Source organism: Pirellulimonas nuda, from assembly GCF_007750855.1.
GTDB classification, from domain to species: Bacteria; Planctomycetota; Planctomycetia; order Pirellulales; family Lacipirellulaceae; genus Pirellulimonas; species Pirellulimonas nuda.
This window is the reverse complement of sequence record NZ_CP036291.1, coordinates 2459092-2483490: the sequence shown is the minus strand read 5'-3', so window position 1 is coordinate 2483490 and position 24399 is coordinate 2459092. Positions and strand designations below refer to the sequence as shown.

General features: G+C 66.1%; 21 protein-coding genes. 15 read left to right on the top strand and 6 right to left on the bottom strand.

The window, feature by feature from the left end; translation table 11 throughout:
• Positions 1–106: 106 nt before the first annotated feature.
• Positions 107–1039 carry a sigma-70 family RNA polymerase sigma factor gene (locus tag Pla175_RS10080; RefSeq protein WP_145283794.1) on the top strand — a complete coding sequence of 311 codons (933 nt, stop codon included), beginning with the start codon at positions 107–109 and terminating at the stop codon, positions 1037–1039.
• Positions 1040–1045: 6 nt separating this feature from the next.
• On the opposite strand, the gene Pla175_RS10075 is transcribed toward Pla175_RS10080, so the two are convergent.
• From Pla175_RS10075 to Pla175_RS10065, 3 genes are all read right to left on the bottom strand, one after another.
• Positions 1046–2398: a DnaA ATPase domain-containing protein gene (locus tag Pla175_RS10075; RefSeq protein WP_145283792.1), complete on the bottom strand. Its 1353-nt coding sequence runs from the start codon at positions 2396–2398 to the stop codon at positions 1046–1048.
• Between the two features lie 406 nt (positions 2399–2804).
• Entirely contained in the window at positions 2805–3737 is a 933-nt protein-coding gene (locus Pla175_RS10070; RefSeq protein WP_145283790.1) for a GNAT family N-acetyltransferase, read from the bottom strand.
• Between the two features lie 40 nt (positions 3738–3777).
• Positions 3778–4581, bottom strand: coding sequence for a DUF6690 family protein (locus Pla175_RS10065; RefSeq protein ID WP_145283788.1), 804 nt, complete (start codon positions 4579–4581; stop codon positions 3778–3780).
• Between the two features lie 123 nt (positions 4582–4704).
• Between Pla175_RS10065 and Pla175_RS10060 the strand changes: the two genes are divergently transcribed.
• The 5 genes from Pla175_RS10060 to Pla175_RS10040 are packed head-to-tail and all read left to right on the top strand — an operon-like array spanning position 4705 to position 9939.
• Positions 4705–5919 carry a class I SAM-dependent methyltransferase gene (locus Pla175_RS10060; RefSeq protein WP_145283786.1) on the top strand — a complete coding sequence of 405 codons (1215 nt, stop codon included), beginning with the start codon at positions 4705–4707 and terminating at the stop codon, positions 5917–5919.
• 19 nt (positions 5920–5938) lie between these two features.
• The gene (locus tag Pla175_RS10055; RefSeq protein ID WP_145283784.1) at positions 5939–6793 is read left to right on the top strand and encodes a sugar phosphate isomerase/epimerase family protein; all 855 of its coding nucleotides are present in this window, start codon (positions 5939–5941) and stop codon (positions 6791–6793) included.
• Position 6794: 1 nt separating this feature from the next.
• Positions 6795–7736 (top strand): UbiA family prenyltransferase, encoded by a 942-nt coding sequence (locus tag Pla175_RS10050; RefSeq protein WP_145283782.1) that lies wholly within the window; start codon positions 6795–6797, stop codon positions 7734–7736.
• Positions 7737–7749: 13 nt separating this feature from the next.
• On the top strand, positions 7750–8607 hold the full coding sequence (locus Pla175_RS10045; RefSeq protein ID WP_145283780.1) for a sugar phosphate isomerase/epimerase family protein: 858 nt from the start codon (positions 7750–7752) through the stop codon (positions 8605–8607).
• Positions 8608–8616: 9 nt separating this feature from the next.
• On the top strand, positions 8617–9939 hold the full coding sequence (locus Pla175_RS10040) for an alkaline phosphatase family protein (protein ID WP_145283778.1): 1323 nt from the start codon (positions 8617–8619) through the stop codon (positions 9937–9939).
• 91 nt (positions 9940–10030) lie between these two features.
• On the opposite strand, the gene Pla175_RS10035 is transcribed toward Pla175_RS10040, so the two are convergent.
• Complete coding sequence (locus tag Pla175_RS10035; protein WP_145283776.1) at positions 10031–10843, bottom strand: TatD family hydrolase; 813 nt, start codon at positions 10841–10843, stop codon at positions 10031–10033.
• 44 nt (positions 10844–10887) lie between these two features.
• The gene (locus Pla175_RS10030; RefSeq protein WP_145283774.1) at positions 10888–11142 is read right to left on the bottom strand and encodes a hypothetical protein; all 255 of its coding nucleotides are present in this window, start codon (positions 11140–11142) and stop codon (positions 10888–10890) included.
• Positions 11143–11325: 183 nt separating this feature from the next.
• Here Pla175_RS10030 and Pla175_RS10025 point away from each other — a divergent pair, with 183 nt between their 5' ends.
• A complete protein-coding gene (locus tag Pla175_RS10025) occupies positions 11326–12972 on the top strand; it encodes a HEAT repeat domain-containing protein (RefSeq protein WP_145283772.1) in 1647 nt (548 codons plus the stop codon).
• Complete coding sequence (locus Pla175_RS10020) at positions 12969–13448, top strand: hypothetical protein (protein ID WP_145283770.1); 480 nt, start codon at positions 12969–12971, stop codon at positions 13446–13448. The genes Pla175_RS10025 and Pla175_RS10020 overlap by 4 nt, the downstream gene beginning before the upstream one ends.
• On the opposite strand, the gene Pla175_RS10015 is transcribed toward Pla175_RS10020, so the two are convergent.
• A complete protein-coding gene (locus Pla175_RS10015; protein WP_145283767.1) occupies positions 13445–14818 on the bottom strand; it encodes a BRCT domain-containing protein in 1374 nt (457 codons plus the stop codon). The genes Pla175_RS10020 and Pla175_RS10015 overlap by 4 nt on opposite strands.
• 321 nt (positions 14819–15139) lie before the next feature.
• Here Pla175_RS10015 and polA point away from each other — a divergent pair, with 321 nt between their 5' ends.
• From polA to Pla175_RS09980, 7 genes are all read left to right on the top strand, one after another.
• A complete protein-coding gene (polA, locus tag Pla175_RS10010) occupies positions 15140–17911 on the top strand; it encodes a DNA polymerase I (RefSeq protein WP_145283765.1) in 2772 nt (923 codons plus the stop codon).
• A 93-nt stretch (positions 17912–18004) separates the two neighbouring features.
• Positions 18005–18634 (top strand): dephospho-CoA kinase, encoded by a 630-nt coding sequence (coaE, locus tag Pla175_RS10005; RefSeq protein ID WP_145283763.1) that lies wholly within the window; start codon positions 18005–18007, stop codon positions 18632–18634.
• A gap of 160 nt (positions 18635–18794) precedes the next feature.
• The gene (gene rho / locus Pla175_RS10000) at positions 18795–20279 is read left to right on the top strand and encodes a transcription termination factor Rho (RefSeq protein WP_145283761.1); all 1485 of its coding nucleotides are present in this window, start codon (positions 18795–18797) and stop codon (positions 20277–20279) included.
• Positions 20280–20293: 14 nt separating this feature from the next.
• Positions 20294–20770: a 6,7-dimethyl-8-ribityllumazine synthase gene (gene ribH, locus Pla175_RS09995; RefSeq protein ID WP_145283760.1), complete on the top strand. Its 477-nt coding sequence runs from the start codon at positions 20294–20296 to the stop codon at positions 20768–20770.
• Positions 20771–20910: 140 nt separating this feature from the next.
• On the top strand, positions 20911–21318 hold the full coding sequence (gene nusB / locus Pla175_RS09990; RefSeq protein ID WP_145283758.1) for a transcription antitermination factor NusB: 408 nt from the start codon (positions 20911–20913) through the stop codon (positions 21316–21318).
• Between the two features lie 111 nt (positions 21319–21429).
• A complete protein-coding gene (gene ftsY / locus Pla175_RS09985) occupies positions 21430–22356 on the top strand; it encodes a signal recognition particle-docking protein FtsY (protein ID WP_145283756.1) in 927 nt (308 codons plus the stop codon).
• Positions 22357–22645: 289 nt separating this feature from the next.
• Complete coding sequence (locus Pla175_RS09980) at positions 22646–24046, top strand: outer membrane beta-barrel protein (RefSeq protein ID WP_145283754.1); 1401 nt, start codon at positions 22646–22648, stop codon at positions 24044–24046.
• Positions 24047–24399: the final 353 nt, after the last annotated feature.

The window sequence follows — 24399 nt, the reverse complement described above, 5'->3', positions numbered from 1 at the left end:
TTTGACCGATTTGGACGTTTTCCTTGTTGTAGCCGGCCGCGCCTTGCGGTAAGGTGATGGACGTTTTGACCGTTTTATCCATCGTGCGTCCCCTCAAAGTACGAACATGGCCGCCAAAAAAGAATCCCGACCCGGATCCCGCCCGGCATCGAGGTCGGTGAAAGCGAGAGCACAGGCTATCACGCATTGTGAGCTTTCTTTTATCCCTCATCATAGCTTCCGAACGAAGGACGCTCGGGAACCGCGGATCGAGGAAGGCTTCGCGCAAGAGATCGAACGTGGTCGGCTTGAGCGTGCGCGATCGGAAGCGTCCGCGCTGCCTGCCCACTTGGCCCGAATGTCGGAGACGCCACTTTTGTCTCCAGAGCAAGAGTGTCTGCTCTTTCGCCGCATGAACTACTGCAAGGCGCGTGCAGCCTCGATCCAAGCCACCATTGATCCCGAATCGCCCTCGACGGCCGACGTAAAGAAGTTTGAGGACCTCATTCGCCGCAGCGAGCGTCTTCGGAACCACCTGATCGAGGCGAACACCCGACTGGTCATGTCGATCGCCCGCAAGTTTGCGGACGATCGCAACTGCTTCGACGACCTATTGAGCCACGGTATTGCTTCTCTGATGCACGCGGTGGAGAAGTTCGACTTCGGACGGGGTTTCCGCTTCAGCACCTATGCAACCTGCGCCGTCCGTCGCGACCTGTACCGTATGGTGATGGGACGCAAGAAGGAACTCTCTCGATACAGCACCGGGTGCGATGAGAAACTCGAAGTCGCGGGGCAAATGGAAGAAGGGATCAACGAGCAGAATTGGCAGAGGCTGAGTTCGGCGATGGACAAGATGCTGGAGTGCCTCGACAGCCGCGAGCGAGCGATCTTGGAGGCTCGCTACGGGCTCGATGGGAGCACCAAGCGGCCTTCTTACAGCAGGCTGGGCAAAGACTTGGGCATTTCGAAGGAGCGGGTCCGGCAGTTGGCAAACCGCGCTCTGGATCGACTGCGCGAGGTTGTGGGCGAGTACCGGCTTGAGGCTTTGCTGCCCTAGAGCGGCTCAGCACGCACGGAGCCTTGCTTCGATCCTGCGGACGGCGTCCGCCAACGGCGCTCCCGCCCCGTCGTCGCGCTGGGTCATCATCCCTTCAATCCTGCGGTGGGCCGAGATCACCGTGCTGTGGCTGCGGCTGCCGAAATAGTCGCCGATCTCGCTCCATGCCGCCCGGGTGAAGCGACGCGCCAACCACATGGCGAGCATCCGCGGCTCCGTCACGCTCTTGGTCCGCTTCGAGGACAGGAGCTCGTTTGGCTCGACCCCGTACTCGGCGGATACGGCATGGTGGATGTCCGCCATCTTCACCGCGGGCTGCGACTGGGCGTTGAGCAGCTCAACCACCCGAGCAGCGACCCTATCCCCGTCAGCGCCGGGGTTGATCTCCATCTCCAGCACCCAGCGGTTTAGCGCCCCCGACAGCTCGCGCGCGCCGCCAACCAGCCCACCCGCCAACGTACTCTGCGCTTCTTCCGGAATAGCGACGCCCGCAGCCCCAACAAGGCTTTGGAGGATCGCGTAGCGCATCGCGGCGTCGGGGGCAGAGAGCTCTACCGCGACGCCCGCGGCTAAGCGCGAAGCGAGCTCCGGGCCGAGCCCACGCAGTTCCGCCAACGGCCGATCGCTTGAGAGCAGCACCCCTTTGCCGGCCGACTGGAAAGCGTCGATCGTCTGCTGCAGCTCTTCCAGCGTACGCGACTTGCCCACAAAGAATTGGACGTCGTCGATCACCAGCAGGTCGGTCCGCGCCAACTTGCGTCGGAAGCTGGGGAGCCCTCCGCCGCGACAAGCCTCGACGAACTCGGTGGTGAATTGGGGCGCCGTGAGGTAAACGGCGCGACGACGACGGTCCGCTTGGCAGGCGCCGTCGCAGGCGGCTCGCAACAGAACCGTCTTGCCGACACCGCTTCCGCCGTGAAGCAGGGCGATGCCTGCGCCGGCCGCCGCTCGCCTCGCCACGGCGACCGCGGCCCGGTTGGCCTCGCCGACCACGACGCCGCGGAACGGGTCTTTTGGCGGAACCTGTCCGGGCCTAGTAGCAGGAGCGGGACCCTGGCTGAGGCCCGCTGGAGGATCGCACGCGACCGGTAGGTCCACGCTTCTCGGATCGGTCGCCGCGAAAGAAAACTCCACGTCCACGTGACGCCCCGTTACGACCTGCGCCGCCGCCATCAACTCACCGCGGACGTTGGCCACCAGCCAGTCACGCACCAGCGGCGAGGCCGCGACGGCGAGGAGTCGCTGGTTGTCCGCCCGTCGCAGCTCAACCTGCCCATCGAACCACACGCCGTAGCGGCGCGGTCCGATGCGTTCGATAAGCGCCGTGCGCATTTCTTCCTGGAAGGAAGAATCGTCCATGACCACGTCCTGTGTTCTCCTTGCGCGCACATCGCGAGCGCTGGGCTGCGCCGTCTTGGCCTCGCCCTGGTGCCGTTGTGGCCCCACGCGATCGCGGAGAATCCGTACGCGCTATAAGAAATGAAGTGGTCGCGTGACGGCTCGAACGCCGCCCCGCCACCCGATCCGTTGTCACCCGAGCGGCGATTGTACGCCCGCTAGCACCGGTGTCAAACAGCCTCAGACAGCGGCTGCGTCTGCCTCGAGAACACCCTTAGAATCCAGTCGATTCGAGCGCAGGATGCGTGTGGAAAAGATGTGGTTTGTGTGAAGGCCGGCCGATTTTGCGCCCCCCTAGCGCGATGCAAACCTAGACGCCGCACTGGTTTGCGGAATCTTAATGAAGCAGCGACGCCCAAGTAGATTTTTAGCGTCGGCCAGCGGGGCGAAGCATCGCGATACGCTGCGCCCATTCCGAAAAACCGGCAGCGGCGTAGACCGCAGTGGCTTTGTCGTTCTGTACGTCTGCGGCAAGCACCAACCGTTCGCGCTGTCGGTGTTGCGTGACCTGCTGCGCGTGACGGACCATCTGCAGGCCGAGCCCTCCGCCCCGCGCCTCGGGGCGGACCCCCATGTAGACCAGCTCGACCTGATCGGAGTCGGGATGATCCGCCAGCAGCAACACGCCGGCGTTCACGCCATCCAGTTCGACGCTCAGCCACAACTCCGGTTCGTGGCGACCCGCGGCGCGGTACCCGTCCAGGACGTGTCGCATGCTCCGCATCCCTCCGATCGCGGGGCAATCGAGGCTGCCGGCGTACGTGGCCGCTACGAGCGGTTCAAGCTGAGCGTGCATCCTCGGGGCGGGCCTGAGCGTCAGCCCGTCTGGCGGCGGCGGCATCGTGACGATGGGGTGTCGGGCGCGCCACTCAAGGTAGCTCAGCAGCGCGATCCGACGGAAACCGCTGCGCAGCAGGCAAGGCGGCCAGAGCTGATCGTCGGGCTCGAGCAGCGTTTGCACCACTTCAACGCCCGCGGCGTCCGCAACGCTGGCCGCCCGATCGATCAGCCCACCGGCTGTGGCGTCGGAGAGTTCGCCGATCGCTTGCGGAATCCACAAGGCCGCGGAATTGCCCGGCTGGGGCTGCACCCACACGGCCGCGGCGAGCTGCCCCTCGCTGAGCGCCACGAGCAGCCCGGAGAAGGGGTCGAGCCCGCCTGTCGGGATCCCAACCATCGACTCCAAAACAGCGGCCTGCGACGACTCGGGGAGTTCGCGCAGCACTAGTCGCAACGCGGCAAGCCTGAGCGTATCGGGGCATCCGCAGATCGAGGGGGTCGTCGCCATCCAGGGCAGCATAACGACCGTCGGTCGCCGTGGGCGATAGCGTTCCGCGGGGCTAGTTGGGCCAGCGGAACCAGTCGGGCCGGGTCTGCTGCGGGTCGGCGGCCGCTTGGCCCTCGGCGGGCGCCTGCGGTTCTGCCGCCGGGGCGTCGGCCACGTGCTCGGCCGGGGCAGGGGGGAGGTTGAGCTGGGGCTTCTCGGGCACAATGAACCGGTCGGACCCGGGGCGATTCAGCACCAGGTCGACCTGGACACTAGAGTGGGGATCAGTCGACCACAGCACCGGCTGGGGTCGCGTGCGTAGCCGGCTTTGCACCTTCGAGCCCACGCGCGACTCAAACAGGTGCTCGCCCGGCGAGGCCGCCGGCACTGGGGCAAGCCCGTACTGCGAGGTGACCAGCTGCACCAGCGGCCGGCTGTCGGCCGTACGCCCCTGGAACGTGATCCGTTCGACCTGGTCTGTGTTCGAGAAATAGTAGGAGAGTGAACCAGCCAGGTCGCTCATCCCGGTGCCTGTGACCAACGCCACGCGGACGCCGAACAGCTCTGGATCGGCCAGGCCGGTTGTTTTCCTTGCGAACTGCCCATAGACCCACTCCTTGGTCACGTCGAACCGCAAGACCTCGTTTATGGAGTGCCGCCGGAAGCCCTCCAGCGGGGCGGGGCTGGTATAGACCGCCGCTCCAGGGCCTTGTGGGGGCTGAATCGTGATGGACGTAACGTCGATTGTTGTCTCGGCGCCGGCCGGCTGCGCAGCGGCCCCCGAGGTTTGGCCCCAGTCTTTGGGAACCTCGCTAACCAGGTAGGGCACCCCCACGGAGGCGCCGAGCAGTCCTGCTACGATATAGGGTTTGGGCATCCGATACGGTTCCTCTCACTTCACCCATCGGCGCTGGAGCGTGCCGCGGCACACCACGCAGCGTCCGTCCCGGTCAGTCGGCACAGCCCGTTACGCTTTCCTGGTCCGCATCGCCGATCGCCCGTGTTAGAAAACGCAAGTATTGAAGACGTTGAATGGCTGCTGGGTCTCCACGCCGGCGATGAGCTCGCCGCGCTCGCCTCGGCCGCTCAGAGCACCCCCCGGCTGGTGGCGGAGCTCCGCCGCCGCCACTCGCCCGCTCGGGCCGCGATGCTGATCGAGACTGCGCAGTTGCGGCGTCGCGGGGCGGCGAAGTTCCCCTCGGCCGGCGAGATGTTCTTCACATCGATCGGCTTGCAGCAGTCTACCGACGCCGACGTTGCGTGCTGGAAGGCGCGTCGGTTCGCCGACGCCGGTCAGATCATCGATCTCTGCTGCGGCATCGGGGGAGACCTTATGGCGTTTGCGCAGGTGGGCCCTTCGCTGGGGGTCGACCTTTGCAGGGTCGTCGGGCGGATCGCCGAGGCCAACGTCCGAGCGACGGGGGGCCAGGCGCGCGTCGTGCAGCAGGACGCAACCGCCATCGACCTAAAAGGCGCCGCGTGGCACATCGACCCCGACCGCCGACCGAAAGGGAAACGGACCACACGGGTCGAATTACACGAGCCGAACCTCGAGGAGCTCGACCGGATGCGGGTCGCCTCGGCCGACGCAGCGATCAAGCTCGCCCCCGCGGCCGCGCCCCCCGAAGCCTGGCGGCAGCAGTGCGAGCTGGAATGGATCAGCCGAGGGGGCCAGTGCCGACAGCTCGTGGTATGGTCGGGCAGGCTGGCCCTCACGCCGGGCTCGCGTACAGCCACATTGCTGCGAGGCCCGCGGGCCGAGAGCTTCGTGGGCCGGTCCGATGCGGCCCCGCGCGTCGTCGAGACGCCGGGCGATGTCCTGTTCGATCCAGACCCGTCGCTGGTGGCCGCACACCTGGTAGACGCTTACGCGGCCGAGCACGGCCTGACACGCTTCGACCCGCGCGTCGTCTACCTAACCGGGGGCAGTCCAGCACGGGGCGGTCTCGTGTCCGCCTTCCGAGTGAAAGAAGTTCTCCCGTTCAAGGAACGCCTGATCGCGGACTTCCTGAAGCAACGCAGGGTAGGGCGGCTCGAGATCAAGCACCGCGGGCTAGAGCTCGACCCAGACGCCTTGCGGCGTCGTTTGAAGCTGCGTGGGGACGCGGCGGCCACGCTGATCGTCTCGCCAACCCCTTCGGGGATCCGTGCGTTCGCGTGCGAACGCGTGCCGGCGCCGGCCGGCGCCTCGGCGGAGTCTGGGGCCAACCGGTAGCCTCGGGTACGATACGACGATGCGCCTAGCCTTCAGCAGTAACGCCTTCCTCAGCTTCCCCATCGACGAGACGATCCGCCGGATCGCCGCGGCCGGCTATCAGGGGATCGAATTGCTGGCCGACGTGCCGCACGCCTGGCCCGCAGGCCTGCTGGACGTGCAGGTCGACGCGATCACCCGAGCGCTCGAACAGGCGGGGCTAGAGATCTCCAACATCAACGCGTTCATGATGAACGCGGTCGCCGACCCGCGGCAGCCCTACTGGCACCCGAGCTGGACCGACCCTGATCCGCACTACCGCGCGATCCGCCGCGAACACACCAAGCGGTCGCTGCGGCTGGCCCAGAAGCTGGGCGCCCCGCACATCACCACGGAGCCGGGCGGCCCCCCGTTCGACGGCCAAACCGTTAGCCAAGCCACGGACATCTTCTACGAGGAGCTCGCCCCCTGTGTCGAGCTTGCCGAGTCGCTCGGCATTGGCCTGTTGATCGAGCCCGAGCCTGGGCTGCTGATCGAACGATTTGAGCAGTACCTCGCCCTGGCAGACCGGATCGGTTCGCCCGTGGTTGGACTGAACTTCGACATCGGCCACGCCTACTGCGTCGGCGAGGACCCGCAGGACTGGGTCGCCCGGATGGCGTCGCACACGGTGCACTATCACCTTGAAGACATCGCGGCGTCGCGTGTCCACCAGCACTTGATCCCGGGCGAGGGGGCCATCGACTTTGCGGCCACGCTCGGAGCGATCCGGTCGACCGGCTACACCGGTTGGCTGACCGTTGAGCTGTACCCTTACGGCGACGACCCCGACAACGCCGCGCGGCAAGCGATGCAAGCGCTACGCGCTTGGTTGCCGCAGGGGACGGGGGCTTAGCATGTCATCGCCCGCATCCCTCGGCGCGTACGCCCGACTGCTGCGTGTGTCGAACGTGCTGACCGCCGTGGCGGACGTGTGGATGGGGCTGATCGTCAGCCGCGGCGCGCTGGCGCCGGTGGCGACGTGCGTTGCGCTCAGCCTGGCGTCCGTCTGCCTGTACCTCAGCGGGATGGTGCTGAACGACGTCTTCGACGCCGGGGTCGACGCACGCGAGCGGCCCGAGCGGCCGATTCCGGCCGGCCAGATCGCTGCCGCGACGGCAAGCCGGCTTGGGTGGGGGCTGCTGCTTGCGGGGATTGGCCTAGCAGCCGCCGCATCGCTGCTAGAGCACTCGTGGCTGCCGGCGGTAGCGGCCGTGCTGCTTGCTTGCTGCGTCGTCGCGTACAACGCGTGGCTCAAGAAGACGCCGCTGGGGCCCGTGGCCATGGGCCTGTGTCGGGTGGGGAACGTCGTGCTCGGCATGAGCGTTGGCCCCGGGTCGCTGATTACGGCCGAGAGCCTCTCGCTCCCCGCTCCGATCATCTACATCGCACCTGGCGTGCTGCTCTACATCGCGGGCCTCACTTGGTTCGCTCGTTCGGAGGAAACCATCAGCCGCCGAATGACGCTCGGCGCGGCCTCCATCGTCATGCTATCGGGACTCGCCGTTTTCGCGTCTGGACCAACCTACTACGCCATCGGGCCGAGGCTGGTCGTCGCCGAGAGCGGATGGCTGCTGCTTTGGCTGGTGATTGCCATGCTGGTGGCTCGCCGCTTGGTTGCTGCGCTGCTGCAACCTAGCCCCGCACAGGTGCAGGCCGCGGTCGGAAACGCCCTGCAGACGATCATCACGATCGACGCCGCGCTGGCGTGGGGCTATGCCGGGCCGCAATGGGGGCTCGCCGTGCTGGCCCTGCTGCCGCCGACGATGTTGCTCGCCCACTTTGTCCGCCAAACATGAGCGTCGGACGCCGATGATCCTTGGCTACAACACCAACGGCTTGGCGCACCACGACCCGGTCGAGGGCCTGCGGTTGCTGCATGGGCTTGGCTACGGCGCAGTTGGGCTGACGCTCGACCACGGGCTGCTGAACCCGCTGGCCGATGACTTCCCCCGGCAGCTCGACACGTGGGGAGCACTGCTTGACGGCTTGAACCTGACGCCTGTCATCGAGACCGGCGCTCGGTTCCTGCTCGACCCGCACGAAAAGCACGAGCCAACGCTCGTTTCTCCAACGACCCAACAACGGGCCCGACGCATCGATTTCCTGATGCGGACTATCGAGGCGGCCGAACGGCTCGAAGCAGAAGCCGTATCTTTGTGGTCGGGGGTTTGCCGAGACGGCGCCGGTCGGGACGAGGCGATGGACCGGCTGGTCGAGGGGCTCCGGCCCGTGCTCGCCGACGCGGGCGAGCGGAGCGTCGCGCTGGCGTTTGAGCCCGAACCGGGGATGCTGATCGCCACGCTCGCCGAGTACATCGAGCTGAAGCAGCGGCTCACCGACGCCGGCTGTGACACGCGTGCGCTGTGTTTGACGCTGGACATCGGCCACCTGCATTGCAACGGCGAGACGCCGATCGCCGACCACATCCGCAGTTTCGCTGACGAGATCGCCAACGTCCACATCGAGGACATGCGGGCCGGCATCCACGAGCACCTGATGTTCGGCGATGGGGAGATCGACTTCCCGCCGATCATCGCCGCGCTCGCAGAAATTGGCTACGATGGCCCGTTGTGCGTTGAGCTAAGCCGCCACAGCCACATGGCGCCGCAAGCGGCTCGGGCGGCGTTTGAGTTTCTCGAACCGCTTGTCTCTGCATCAAACCGCTAGGAACCGCCGTTGTCTGCCCACGTCATCTTCCTAAGCATCCCGGGCCTCCGCGAGAAAGACCTGGCCCGGATGCCAAGGCTCTCAGAGCTCGCCCAGCAGGGCGAGGTCAAGCCGCTCACACCCAGCTTCCCCGCGGTGACGCTGAGCGTGCAGGCGAACCTGACCACCGGCGAGCTGCCGGCTCAGCACGGCGTGGTGGCCAACGGCTACTACTGGCGTGACACGGGTGAAGTTGAGATGTGGACCGCCTGGAACGACAAGGTGCTGCGGCCGCAGCTCTGGGACCGCCTCCACCAGCAGAACCCCGAGCTGACTTCCGCCGTCTGGTTCCCGATGTTCTCCAAGGGCTGCGGCGCCGACTACGTGTGCGTGCCGGCGCCCATCCACAACCCCGACGGCGGGGAATCGCTGTGGTGCTACTCGAAACCGGACGGGCTCTACCAAGACCTCCGCGAGCGGCTGGGCCATTTCCCGCTGCAGCACTTCTGGGGGCCGCTGGCGAACATCCAATCGTCCGCCTGGATCGTCGCGTCCGCGATCGAGGCGGCCCGGCGCTGGCGCCCCAACTTGTTTTATATTTACCTGCCTCACCTCGACTACGCCGCGCAGAAGCAGGGCCCCGACTCGTGGGAGTCGCACCAAGCGTGCGAACAGCTCGACGGGGAGATCGGCAAGCTTATCGACGGGCTTGCTGCGGCCTACGGCGACCAGGAGCTGCTGTGGCTGGCGGCTACCGAGTACGTCATCACCCCCGTCCACCACGTCGCGTACCCCAACCGGCTGCTCCGCGCCGCCGGCCTGTTGAAGGTAACGCACGACGAGGACGGGAAGGAGTTGATCGACTTTACGAACACGCCGGCCTGGGCCCTCTGTGACCACCAGCACGCCCACGTGTTCGTCAACGAGCACGCCGACATCAATCAGGTGATCGCCGCGCTCGAGGGCCAGCAAGGGATCGCACGGGTGTTGACGCGTGACGACCAGGCCGAAATTGGTCTCGACCACGCGCGCTCGGGCGACCTGGTGACCGTCTCGCAGCCAGAGAGCTGGCAGGCGTACTACTGGTGGGAAGACGACGAGCGGGCGCCGGCATTTGCACGCACCGTTGATATCCACAACAAGCCGGGCTTCGATCCGGTCGAGATGCACTTCGACCCCGCGACGCGTGGGATCCCGCTCGACGCGACGCTGGTGCGCGGCTCGCACGGCGCACCGGCAGACTCTCCGCAACAGCGTGGCCTGCTGCTCGCGTCGCGTCCGGGCGTTATCGTAGCACAAGCATACCGCGACATCGACGTGGCCAAAGTCGTGCTGAAGCAGTTCGGCCCGTGACCCGGACCCTCCTTGCCCCCAGCGGGGCAGAGGAGGGTCAACCTCGAATCCATGGCGCCGGGGTCGAGGACGGCCCGGCTCGCACCCGGTTTTATGCGCGGGGTTCAAAGTCGAATCGCCTGCACTGCCCGAAGAACTCCAGCGGGTTGTCGTAAACGATCCGCTTGATCGCGGCCTCGGAGTGGCCGCGGCGGCGCATCTCGAGGATGAAATCGGGCACCGCGGTCGGTCGGCTCGGTCCCCAATCGCCGGCCGAGTTCACCATCAGCCGCTCGGGACCGTAGCGTTCTGCCATGTCCGCTGCGCGTTGGGGAGAGCACTTCGTGGTTGGGTAGAGGGTCATGCCGGCCCAGTAGCCCGCCTCGAGCACGTGGGCGATGGTGTGCTCCTCTACGTGGTCCACCAACACGCGTCCTTCCCGGCCGCCTGCGTCGGAGCGCAGCATGTCGAGGATCATCCGCGTCCCCTGCAGCTTGTCTTGCAAGTGGGGCGTGTGGATCAAGATCAGCTCGTCGTGCTTTACGGCCAGCTCGACGTGCTCGAGGAAGATCGTCGCCTCGTTGGGCGTGTTCTTGTTGAGCCCGATCTCGCCGATGCCCAGCACGCCGGGAAGATCGAGGAACTCCGGAATCATCGCCAGCACGTCGCGCGAGAGCGACAGGTTCTCTGCCTCCTTGGCGTTGATGCAGAGCCAGGTCCAGTGCCGTACGCCGTACCACCCGGCCCGCGTCGGCTCGAACTGCGTGAGCTGCCGGAAGTAGTCGCGGAACCCCTCGACGCCGCTGCGGTCGAAGCCGGCCCAGAATGCGGGCTCGCTCACGCCGACACAGCCCATTTTAGCGAGCGTCTCGTAGTCGTCGGTGGTCCTCGAGACCATGTGGATGTGGGGATCGATATATTGCATACGGATACGCGTCGACGCGCTCTTGGAGAAAGGCAATAGCAGACCTAGACGCCGAAATGGCTTCGCCAGTCGGGGTCGTAGGGGAGGCTGAAGAGCTCTTGGAGCCGGTCGGCCCGGCCCGGCCCCTTGGCGTCGGCGAGCAGGCCGGCGGCCTTCACCAGCCGGGAGGCCTCCTCGGATTGGTCGAGCTGACCGGCACGATCGACACGATCGAGCGCCGCGGCCGCTTCCAGCAGCAGCGAGCGTGCGGCCAGAAACTCGCGGGACAGCACGTCTTGTGGGGGGGGCGGCAGGGGCATCACGCTCAACGGGGTTAGGTACAAGCGTTACGAACCCACTGAGTTTCCACACTGGCGCAGCGTGTTGCAACCGAACGGCGTCCCGCACTGACGCCGGGCGGTCCGCGGGGCCGAACGATGAAAGTGACGCGTCGCGCCCTCGCTAGTGTTCCTGTCCCCGCCCATCCCTGGACGTCGCCGGTTGTGTCCAGCCTACCTCATGGCCTCGAACGGACGCTACGCGTCCTAGCCTCGACCAAGAACGGCGCCGCGGCCGACGTGCTCGACGCGGGGCTGCGGAGCCCCCAGGAGGATATCGCGGGGGGCGCCGCGATGGCCCTGCTACGGCGCCGCGACCCAGCGTCTCGGGAGCGGCTGGTCCGCGGCTACAGCGGGCTCCGTCGCTCGGTGCGGCCGGTCCTCCACACGCCGGAAGCCGTCCGCCGGATCCGCAGCGATCTGAGCCGATTCATTTTGGGCGACGATCAGTCCCTTACGCGGGACGCGTGCCGGATGGCGGTCGACGCGACCGACCTGGAGCTACTGCCACCTATCGCCGAGGCCGCCGCAGGGGGTGGGCGCCTCTACGCGCCCCTGCTGGCGGCCGCGGCGCTGCGATTGGCGACCGAACTGGGCTTGCTCGACGTCGCCGCCAACCCGGCAACGCAACGCTCAGGGGTAGACCCCGCATTCCTCCGCCGCGCGGCCTATCTCAAGCTCGCCGAGGCCGCCGACAGTTTTCCTCAGCACGGCAGGCTGGAACTGGTTGAGGCGCTGCTGCACGTCTCAACGCCGCGCGATGAGGCGGCGCGGAGGATCATCTCCACGCCATCCCACCCGTGCCACGCCCCACTGATCGACTCGCTCAGACAAACCCGTGCGGTGCAGGGGATCGACATCGTGATCGACCTCTGGCTCGACGCGGCGGCGCCGACGGCGGTGCGTCGCGTCGCCATCGAGCGTGGCGACCGTGCGTTCGTCGGCCGGCTGCTGAGCTACGTTGGCGCCGAGCCCGGCCCGCGGGTGCTGGAAGCCCTGACCCGTGACGCTGCGCAGTTCCGTTGGCTGACCAAGCCAGACGTCCAACTGCTTTGCTCCCTCACGGGAGAACAGCAGGCCGCGGCGGCGGCGCTCGCCTACGCGGGGCGTCTACAGCCGGGCACGCTCCGCGAACTGCTGCACGGGCTGTTGAAATACGGGAGCGTGAACGGAAGAGTAGCGGCATGCCGGGGGCTGGTCCGCCTGCCGAGCGGCGCATCGCACGAGCCGCTCATCCTAGCGTTGGCGGACGACGCCCCGGCCGTCGTCGCTCAGGCGGCCGCGGTCGCCAAGGCCTGCCGACTCCCGGACGCCGAGGCGCGGCTTGTCAGCCTGCTCGACCACCCCGCGGAACGGGTGCGCCACGCCGCACAGTCGGAGCTTACGGGCTTGAGGTTCGACCTTTACCGCGATCTCTATCCCAGGCTCACGCCTCAGCTCCGTGAGGCGGCCGGGAGGCTCGTCGCCAAGGCCGACCCACGGGCGATCGAGCAGGTCGAGGCATGCCTGCGGCAGCCGGCGGTCAACCCGCGGCTGCTGGCGTTGGAATGGGTTGAGGCGATGGGGATCCAGCGTCAGTGCGCCCCGGCCTTGATCGCGCTGCTGCACGTCTCCGACACGGGCGTCCAAGCCGAAGCGGCGCGGCTGCTGGGCGGGAGCGACCGGCCGGACGCCGCACGGGCGCTTGCCGAGTTAGCGGACGCTTCGAGCAGCGTCTTGCGCGACGCCGTGCGGGCCAGCCTGAAGCAACTGTGCGCGATCGACGTCACACAGGCGTTGATCGAGTCGTTGCTGGAGGATGACCTGCCATGACCGGAGCTTATTTTGGCGTGTTGGCTACCCGCGACCAGTGGGAACGCTTGGGTGATCGCTTTTCGGGCGAGGCGGCGGAACTCAGCGCGACCGAGGCTTGGGGCGTGGCGCTGGTTTGCATCGGGCTGCTCGGCGTGCTTGCGCTTTTGAGCCTGCTGGCGCGTGTCCAGAGCCGACGGTCGAGGAAGAACCGGCCGCTGGCGCTGCTGAGGGAGCTGTGCCGGGCCCACCGATTGTCCCACGCGGACCGCCAATTGCTCGCGCAGGTTGTGGAAGAATGCGGCCTGATCTGCCCGGCAGAGATCTTCGTCCGACCCGACCTGCTGGCCCCGGATCGGTACGGTTCGGCGCCTGCGGCGGTCCGGACCCGCATCGCGGGCCTGCGACAACGGCTGTTCGAGGGGCGCGACGACCAGCCCTTAGCCAGCCCGCCCTCGGCACCCGAGGTCGAGCACGCACCGGCGGGAGCGGCCTAAGGGGTAGCGTACGGAGAACGCGGGCGGAACTTGCCCTTCAAGGGATCGGTAGCGCGGAAGTCGGACGCGCGAGACCCCGGCCCAAGGGTGAGGGTGCGGTCTTCGGGCGTGTACCCCATCTGCCGCAAAAAGCGGCCGAGCTGCACGGTCGAAACGCCGAACTGGTCCGCCTGCTTGCTCAACTCCTGCCAGCCGGTGCGGGCGTCGGACAATTTAGGGTCGTCTGGCTGGTCGCCGAGGACAAGCTGGGTGGTGTTGACCGAGATCGCCCCAACCACCTTGCCGTCCTCCTCAACGTACGCGTCGACGGCGCCGCCGTTTTGACGGATGAGATTCTTGGCGAGCTCAAGGTCGTTACGCCCGTCGCCGTTGAGATCGATCACGCCGGCCAACGCAAAGTGCTGCACCACGCCCGGGTCCCACACCTGGCTGTAGATCTGATCGCCCGGCAGGATGGGGTCGTGCGGGTCGTCGTCGGTGATGCGCGCCTCGGCCATGTTCTCGCCCAGCACGCGGACGACCTCGAGCGTGCCCTTGACCTCCGCGGCGCCGGCGTCGCCGGAGTCCTGGGCCAGTACGCTAAAGGTTAGCTGCGGACGGATAGAATCACGCTCGCCTAGGTTGAGCCACACTTTCCCTTCACGCTGATTCACGTAGGTGATCCGGCCGTCGGCCACGTCGAGCGTCACGACGTCCGGCGGCACCTTGTCGAGCGTCCGCCGGAGCTCGACCTCGAGCTTGTCGACGCGTTCCTTCCGCTCGCCGATGGTGGTCTGCAGTTGGGCCACCTGCTGCTCGTTCTGGTTGCGTTGAGCGTCAAGTTTCTTCTCAAGCTGCGCCTGCTGCGTTTCGAATTGGGCGCGGGCGCTCTTGAACGCGTTGCGTTCCTTCGCGGCGTCTTGCTCAGCGGCGGCCAACTGCTTCTTGTACTGGTCGATCTGATCTTCTTTCTCTTGCTCTTTCTTTCGCAGCTCTGCCTGCAGCAGCGTCTCGCGTCCCTTGGCCTCAGAGGCTTCCTTGCTTAGGCGGCTGGCCTCGGTCGCGTAGTCCACCATCAGCTTTCGGTAGTTGCGGTTGGCGTCGCCGAAGTTCTCGCCGAAGGACTCCATGTCCTTCTTGTACTGTGCCTGGACCGCGTCGAGCGATTCCTCGGCTGGGTAGCCGACGAACTCGCGGAAAAAGCCGTTCTCCTCGGTGACGCGCCGCACCGCGTCTTGCTCTTGCTGCTTCTCAGCCGCGAGCTGCGTGGACTTCTTGGCTTCGGCGCTGTACGAGCTCCACCCCAGCCAAGTCGCCACGGTGAGTGCGACAATCAAGATCGCCGAAATGATCAAACCGATTTGCAGGTTCTGATCGGGCCTCGCTGCCATGCTGAATCCTCGTCAACCGCAAACCAGAGATGTCGAACGAATCAAAGGGGGGCCTCCCGGGTCGACAACCACCGGTCCCCGGAAAAGTCTAACTTGTTCTCACACAGCGCCAGCGGCACGTAATCCGTGCGCCGGCGTCGCAAAGGCGCCTTTCGCCCTAACCCGAAACTAATTAGGGGATTAAAGCCTGTCAACGAAGCCGTTATAACCTCCCGGTCATTCCGCCCGGTTTGCGCCCGCGAAAGCCGTTGCGGGTCCGGCTGCAACCGTTGACGCGGTTGCGCGGCTACGAGTTGCTCCTTCTAGGCCAAGGTTCTTCAGATGACCCCCAGCGACCAACCGTCCCCGGTCGCCCCCGGCACGGGCGCGCCCCCGTCGGGCTGGAGCGTCTACGTGGTGGACTGCCATTCCCTTATTTTCCAGGTTTTCCACGCGATCCCGGAGATGACCAGCCCCCAGGGGGAGCCGGTTTCTGCCGTATTTGGCTTTACGCGGGACCTGCTGTTTTTGATCGAAGAGAAACGCCCAGACGCCTTGATCTGCGTCTTCGACCCCCCGGGGGGGACCTTCCGAGACGAGATCTACGACGCCTACAAGGCGGGGCGGAGCTCGATGCCGGAGGACCTCAGCAGCCAAATCCCCAAGATACAGCAGGTGATCGCCGCCCTTGGGGCGCCGGTGGTCACTGTCCCCAGGTTCGAGGCAGACGACGTGCTGGCGACGATCGCCCGTTGGTGCGACGAGGCGGGCGCGGAGTGCCGGTTGGTGACCGGCGACAAAGACTGCCGGCAGCTAATCACCGACCGGGTCTCCGTGCTGAATATCCGCAAGAACCAGGAGTACGACGCGGCCGCATTGGCTGCCGACTGGGGCATCCGGCCCGATCAGGTCTGCGATTTCCAGGCGCTGGTCGGCGACAAGGTCGACAACATCCCGGGGGTCCCATCCATCGGCCCCAAGAGCGCCAAGGAACTGCTTGATCGGTTCGGCAATCTGGCCGCGGTGCTCGACGGCGCCGAGCAGATTAAGGGGGCCAAACGCGCCAAGCTACTCCAGCATCGCGCAGATGCAGAGCTTTCCCGCCGGCTCGTGGAGCTAGACCGCTTCGTTCCGCTCGACCCCGACTGGCCGGCGTGGAAGTTGGGCGCCCCCGACGCAGAATCGCTCTCAGAGCTGATGCGGGAGTATGGGTTCCGTGGACTCGGAGACCGCGCCAAGCAGCTCGCCCAAGGCGCCACGGGCGAGCCTGTGGCCGACGACTGGCAGGCCGAGTACCGGACGGTTACTTCCCTCGAAGAACTCGCCGAGCTGGTCGCTCGGGCCCGCCGGGCAGGCCGGGTGTGCGTCGACACCGAGACCACCGCCAAGTCGCCGCGGCACGCAGAGCTGGTGGGCGTCGCCTTGGCGTGGGAGCCGGGCGAGGCGTACTACGTGCCGGTTCGCGGCCCGGCCGGCGACGCGGTGCTGCCGCTGGCCGGAGTGGTAGAGACGCTGCGGCCGCTGCTGGAAGACCCCACGATCGGCAAGATCGGACAGAACCTGAAGTACGACCTCGTCGTGCTTCGCGGCGTTGGTCTGCGTGTGTCGGGGGTCGAGTTCGACACCATGATCGCCAGCTACCTGCTGGGGGCCGGCGAACGGAACCACGGGCTCGACGAGTTGTCGCTCCGCCGCCTGGGCCACGAGACGATCAAGATCACAAGCCTGATCGGCAAGGGGAAAGACCAGAAGCGGATGGACGAGGTGCCGGTCGCGGAGGTCGGGCCCTACGCGGCGGAAGACGCCGACGTGCCGCTCAGGCTGCTGCCGATCCTGGCCCAGGAGCTGGCGCAAAACGACCTCGTCCAGCTCAACGACGAGGTAGAAACGCCCCTGGTGCCGGTGCTGGCCGACCTGGAGTACGAAGGAGTGCGTGTCGATGCGGACCAACTCGCCGCGCTGAGCGAGCGTTTCGCCCTGCGGCTCGACGAGTTGCAGGGAGAGATCGAGACGCTCGCGGGAGGGCCCTTCAACATCGCGTCTCCCAAGCAGCTCGCCGACGTGCTGTTTAACCAGTTGGGGCTGCCGGTGCAGAAACGAACCAAAACCGGCCCCAGTACAGACGCCGACGTGCTGGAGGCGCTCGCCCGACTCCACCCATTGCCCGAGCTAATCGTCCAGCACCGGCAGTTTTCCAAGCTCAAGGGGACGTACGTCGACGCCCTGCCCGAGCTGATCCACCCCGGAACCGGCCGCGTTCATTGCTCGCTGAATCAAGTGGTGGCCGCCACCGGCCGGCTGAGCGCCAGCGACCCGAACCTGCAGAACATCCCGGTCCGCACCGAAGCGGGCCGCGAAATCCGCGCCGCCTTCACCGCACGAGAGCCCGGCTGGCGGCTGCTGGCGGCCGACTATTCGCAGATCGAGCTCCGCGTGCTGGCCCACTACTCCGAGGACCGCGGTCTGTGCGAGGCGTTCGCCAGCGACCGGGACATCCACACATTGGTCGCGAGCCAGGTCGGGGGAGTATCGATCGACGAGGTCACCGACGCGATGCGACGCGGCGCTAAGGCCGTGAACTTCGGCATCATCTATGGCCAGAGCCCGTTCGGGCTGGCGCGGTCGCTGGGGATCCCCAAAGACGAAGCGGCGCGGTTCATTTCCGACTACTTTGAACGCTACCCGGGCGTGCTCGACTTCATCGAGACGACACTCGCCGCGTGCCGCAGAGACGGCATGGTGCGGACCCTACTGGGGCGCAAACGTGCGATCTCCGGAGTACGCCCCCGCCCGCGGTCGGCCGAGTTGTTCGACCGGCGTGCCACCCCCCCGCAGCTAACGCTTCCGGAGCGCACGGCCGTGAACACGGTGATTCAAGGGACCGCGGCCGACCTCATCAAGCTGGCGATGCTGGCCGTGCACCGGCAGATTGAGGAGAACGGGCTGAGGTCGCGGATGATCCTGCAGATCCACGATGAGCTGCTTTTCGACGCGCCGGAAGAAGAAATCGATCCCTTGGCCGCGTTGGTCCGCGAGCAGATGCAGGGTGTAGCTCAACTGCGAGTCCCGTTGAAGGTGGACATCAAGACCGGCAAGAACTGGGCCGAGTGTTAGCGGCGGACCCTCTGGCCAAGTAGAGTTTAGTCTGGGCTAGCCGATGAGAGTTCGGACTGGGACAGGACCCTGCCTGGCGATTTGCGTTTGATCATGACGTTTACCATCGGAATCCTGGGCGGAATCGCCAGCGGCAAAAGCACCGTGACCCAGTTGCTGGCCGAGCGGGGCGCGGTGGTGCTCGACGCGGACGCCGCGGCCCATGCCGTGCTCCAGGAACCGGACGTGGCCGCCGCGATGGCGGAGCGGTGGGGCAGGGGGGTGGTAGACGCCGCCGGGCAGGTCGACCGAAAAGCGGTCGCTTCCAAGATTTTTTCTGACGGCCCCGATGCCGAGGCAGACCGGGCCTTCGCCGAAAGCCTGATCCACCCACGCGTCCGCAGCCGGCTGCTGAGCGAACGCGCCACGCTGATAGGTCGGCCTGATAGCGTCGCGGTGCTCGACGTACCGCTGCTGCTGGAGGTAGGATGGCACACCGACTGCGACCTGCTGGTCTTCGTATCGGCCCCAAACGCAGACCGCCGGGCCAGAGCGGCCCAACGTGGCTGGACCGACCAAGAGCTGGCTAAGCGCGAAGCGGCCCAGGCGCCGATCTCAGAGAAACGAGCAGCGGCCCAGGAAGTAATCGAGAACAGCGGCTCGATCGACGACCTTCGCGGCCGGGTGGCTCGGCTCTGGGACGAGCGGGTTCGGCCCCTGCTTGAAGAAAATCGGGACAAATAGTGCAAGTGGGTAGTTCCCACGCGTCGTTGTTTTGTCATAATCGGATTAACCGTGAAGGCTGGCGTCCGGGGGCTTCCCCCGGCCGGCAGGCGACAGCCCTCATGCCCCCCGTGGCGCTTTCTCGGCGTCGCTCCCTCCCTCCTCGAGGAATTTCCTAATCATGGCCGATACCGCAGACCGGGACTCCCGGGCCGAACGCTCGCGCGCGCCGCTACAACGCCGCCGTCCCCCCGGCGCCGGCGACTCCAGCCAGTACATCGATCAGGAGCTGTTGCGCCGGCTCGACCGCGAAGAGCCCCTCTCGCTGGCCGAAGAGCTCGACAAAGCCGCCGAGCGCATCCGTCGCTCCGGCGCCCAGATCGTCAAGAGCAACGACCTCGACGACAACATCCACATCGCCGACCTACAGAAGCGGCCGATGGCCGACCTGATGGCGATCGCCGAGCAGGAAGGGGTCGAGGACTGCTCCGGCCTGAAGAAGCAGGACCTGATCTTCAAGATCCTCAAGGTCCGCGTGAAGCTCAACGGCATGATGTACGGCGAGGGGACCCTCGAAGTGCTGCCGGACGGCTTTGGCTTCCTCCGCAGCCCAGACTACCACTACCTATCTTGCCCGGACGACATCTACGTCTCCCCGAGCCAGATCCGCCGGTTCAACCTCCGCAACGGCAGCACCGTGGCGGGCACCATCCGTCCGCCGAAGGAAAACGAACGCTACTTCGCGCTGCTGCGGGTCGAGAACATCAACGGCGAAGACCCCAACCATGTGACCAAGCGGGTCTCCTTCGACGACCTCACCCCCATCCACCCGGACGACCGGATCCGCCTGGAGACGACCACCGACGAGATCGCGATGCGGGTGGTCGACATGATCGTGCCGATCGGCTTCGGCCAACGCGGCTTGATCGTCAGCCCTCCGCGGGCCGGCAAGACCATCCTGATGCAGAAGATGGCCAAGAGCGTGCTGGCCAACTACCCCGACGCCTACGTGATGATGCTGCTGATCGACGAGCGGCCCGAAGAAGTCACGGACATGGAGCGGGAGATCAAGGGCAAGAACTGCGAGGTGATCTCCAGCACCTTCGACGAGGCGGCCTCGCGGCACGTGCAGGTCTCGGAGATGGTGATCGAGAAGGCCAAGCGGATGGTCGAGGCGGGGCGCGACGTCATCATCTTCCTCGACTCGATCACCCGGCTGGCCCGGGCCTGGAACAGCGAGTGCCCCTCCAGCGGGAAGGTGCTCTCGGGCGGCATCGACGCGAACGCGATGCAGCGCCCCAAGCGTTTCTTCGGCTCCGCCCGCAAGGTAGAAGAAGGGGGATCGCTGACGATTATCGCGACCGCCCTGGTAGACACCGGCAGCCGGATGGACGAGGTGATCTTTGAGGAGTTCAAGGGCACCGGCAACCAGGAGATCGTGCTCGACCGGGCGCTGGTCGACAAGCGGATCTGGCCCGCGATCGACATCAACCGCTCCGGCACTAGGCGGGAAGAGATGCTGCTCGACCCGGAGGAGCACCGCCGCGTCTGCCTGTTGCGGCGGGTGCTGAACGAGATGAACCCCCCCGACGCGATGGACCTGCTGGTGAACCGGCTCATCAAGACCAAGACCAACGCTGAGTTCCTGATGAGCGTCAAAGACTAAGGGTAGGGTGACTAGTGCCAAGACGTATCCAGCCCGCCGACATCGCCGCCGAATCGCGATTTGCGATCGTCGTTGCCGAGTGGAATAAATCGATCACCGCCAGGCTCCAAGACGGCGCGATGCAGGCGTTCGCGGAGCACAACGTTGAGGCCGCCCGGATCGATATCGTGTGGGTGCCCGGCGCGTGGGAGATCCCGGTCGCCGTGCAACGGTTGGCCGAAACGCGTCGGTACGCCGGAGTGCTGGCCCTGGGGGCGGTGATCAAGGGAGAAACCACGCACGACGAGTTCATCAACCAGGGGCTCAGTTACGCCCTGATGCGGGTCGCCCTCGATTGCCGCACGCCCGTCCTATGCGGCGTGCTGACCTGCAACACGATGGAGCAGGCGATCCAGCGGGCAGGCGGATCGGTCGGCAACAAGGGAGTGGAGTGCGCCGAGGCCGCCATCCGGATGGCGGGGCTGCTCACGGCAATCGATCTGCACGGCTAGACCCGGCGCCTCCCTCCGCGACCCGCCGGCTTGCCGTGGGCCCCGCTGCTGCTAACCTTAGCAGCTCGCAACCGCGGTGTTTCGCCCGGGGAATCCCTCGTTTTTTTGTCCGCTCGCTTCTTCCCGACCCTGCCGCCCCCATGTCTCAGCGTTCCCGCGCCCGCGAGGTCGCGCTGCAAATCCTGTTCGAGGACGACGTCAACCCGCGTCAGACCGCAACGGAGCTCACGCAGTTCGTCCACGGCAGGATCCCCACCGAACCGATGCGTGAGTTTGCCCTCAAGCTGATCCTGGGGGTCCGCAGCAAGCAGGCCGAGATCGACGACCAGTTGCAGAAGATCGCCGAGAACTGGTCGATCAAGCGGATGGCGCCCACCGATCGCAACGTCCTCCGCGTCGGCGCTTACGAGCTGCTGTACACCGAGACCCCGTACCGGGTGGCGATCAACGAAGCGGTCGAGCTCTCCAAACGGTTCGGGTCCGCCAATTCGCCCCAGTTCGTCAACGGTATCCTCGACAAGCTGCCGAGGAAGGCAATAGGGGGTTAGGTATTAGGCGTTAGCAAAGAAGGACTTCAGTTGAACTTCTCGCAACGCCGCCTACTTATACGCCCGTCTCGTCCTAACGACTAATACCTAACACCTAATCCCTCTCCCGCCATGGGCTTTTTCGATCGACTGAAGCAGGGCCTGAAGAAGACGGGCCGGGTCCTCAACACGGACATCCGCGACCTTTTCAAGAGCGAAGGGCGGCTGATCGACGAGGCGTTCCTCGAGGAGATCCGCGCCATCTTGTTCAAGACCGACATGGGGTTTGTGTCGGTTCAGGCCCTGGTGGACGAGATCGCCACGACGATGCGCGGGCGTGTGGTGCAGATGGAAGACATCGTCGCCACACTGAAGAACAAGCTGCGAGAACTGCTCGCGCAGTCCGAATCTCCCATCGAGTACGCCGCCAGCGGGCCCACGGCGGTGATGGTGTGCGGCGTCAACGGCGCGGGGAAGACCACCTCCATCGCCAAGCTCGCCCACATGTTCAAGTCGCAGGGCAAGAGCGTGGTGCTGGGCGCCGGCGACACCTTCCGGGCCGCGGCGGTCGAGCAGCTAACGATCTGGTCCAACCGGCTCGGCGTGGCGATCGTCACCGGCGAGCCCAAGGCCCACCCGGCGAGCGTCGCCTACCGCGCCGTGGAGAAGGCGATCGCGGACAAGACCGACGTCTGCATCGTCGACACCGCGGGCCGATTGCAGACGCAGGTCAACTTGATGACCGAGCTCACCAAGATCCGCGACGCGATCGCCAAGCAGATCCCCGAGGCGCCGCACGAGGTGCTGTTGGTGCTCGACGCCACGACCGGGCAGAACGGCATCAGCCAAGCCGCCAAGTTTGCCGAGGCCGCGGGGTGCACCGGGATCGTGCTGGCGAAGCTCGACGGCACCGCCAAAGGGGGCGTGGTGGTCGCCATCCGCCAGCAGTTGAACCTGCCGGTCAAGTTCATCGGCGTCGGCGAGCAGCACGAAGACTTCGCCGCGTTCGACTCTAACCAGTTTGTCGACGCCCTATTCGCCGACGCGCTGGGCGTTTAGTTCTACGGCGCGGGGCGAGGCAGAGAAACGCCGCGTGCGAGCCGGGGCGTACCCGCCCCCGGCGCGTCGCCATCACCGTCAGCGCCCCTCGTCAAACTCTTCTCAATCAGCGCCCTTTCTCCGGATGCGCCAGCCCTCCCGAAACCCGCTGTCTTTGGCTCCACAAGCGGTCAATGTGCTAGCGAGGGGCGCCAGCACTGGACGATAGCATGCAGTAGCTAGCACGCTTCGGCGTGGCCAGCCCCCCGCTTTCGTCCCCCTGACCCGCGTTACTTGTTGGAGCAATGGAATGAGACCCTCCCCCGTGGCATGGCTTGCCGCACTGGCGGCCGCCCCACTCTCGCTCGCACCGGCCGCGATGGCCGCTGGCGAGCTGAACCAGCCTGGCATGATCGCCACGACCGATTTTGAGTACGGCGACTACTACGGCGCCGCCGATGGCTCGCCCAGCGACGCCATCCCGCCGGCGCCGCTCCCCTCAGCCACGATCCAGGCGTCGTCGCCTGCGCCCAACGCGTTCGCCGCTGTCGGCGCCACGCCCTGCTGCGACCTGTGCGAGACCGACTGCGCGGACGCCTGCGGTGGCGACGTTTGCTGCGGCAGCTCTTGCGGCGGCGGTGGCTTCAGCTTCTGCCCGTTTCATTGCAACCTGGGCGAGCCCTTCGCGGTTAGCTCGTTGGTGCTGAACGAATGCTCGCCGTGGTTCTTCGGCGGCTGGACCCAGGCCGGCATCCACACGGAGAACACCCGCTTCTCGGTGGAAGACAACGACGCCCTGGCGTTCAACGACCACCCGGGCCGGATCAACCTGCATCAGCAGTGGTTGTACTTCGGTAAGAACGCGGACGGTTCGGACGGCCTCGACTGGGGCTTCCGCGCCGACATCATGTACGGCACCGACGCGGTGAAGACGCAGGCGTTCGGCGGCAACCCCGGCACGTGGGACTACCAGAACGGCTGGGACCGCGGCGGCGGCTACGGCGGCGCCCTGCCGCAGCTTTACGGCGAGCTGGCGTGTGGCGACTGGTCCGTCAAGATGGGCCACTTCTTCACGCTGGTTGGGTACGAAGTGGTTGCCGCCCCGGACAACTTCTTCTACAGCCACGCGTTCACGATGTTCAACAGCGAGCCGTTCACCCACACCGGCGCCCTGGCCACGTACTCGGGCTTCGAGAACGTTGAGTTCTACGGCGGCTGGGTCGCGGGCTGGGACACCGGGTTCACGCAGAACCAAGGCGGGTCGATGTGGTTGGGGGGCGCCAGCGTTGGCGTGACCGACAACGTCAACCTGACGTACATCAACTACATCGGGAACTTCGGCGCCAAGAGCGCCGGCGAGACCGGCTACGGGCACAGCGTCGTGGCCAACTGCACGATCTCCGACCGGTTGAACTACGTCTTTCAGAGCGATTACGTCGACGCTGGCGACGTGACCGGCTTTGATTCGATCGGCGTCAACCAGTACCTGTTCTACTCCTTCAACGACTGCCTCGCGGCGGGCGCCCGGATGGAGTGGTACAAGCTGGACGGCACCTCGTACCAGGGCCTCACCTACGGCCTGAACTACAAGTGCCACTCCAACATCATCGTCCGTCCTGAGTTGCGTCACAACTGGACGAACGAGAACGACGCCGACCTGGCCGACTTCAACCAGACCGTGTTCGGTGTCGACGCGATCTTCACCTACTAGGCGCCGTCTCGTCCGCGGGGAGTCGTGGGCCCGCAAACACGTCAGACCTTCCTTCGCCGCCGGTCGCTCATTGGAGCGGCCGGCGGCTTTTTCGTTTTCTGGGGCCGATTGGGTTGGCAGATCGCTCCCCTTGGCGCGCGGAGCATCGTCACATCGGCGACGACCCGGCCCGCACGCGGCACTGCCCACCCGCTAAGCGGGCATCGCCTAAAGAACGGGCCACCCCCTCGATAGCGGGCGGCAAGCGGCGCTTTTCAAAATACTTTTAATGCTTACCTGGAAACAGGTTAGATGCTTTCGCAGACCATCCCCAAGGAGCTTTGGCGCAACGCTTGCATAGCGGGCCATCGGCT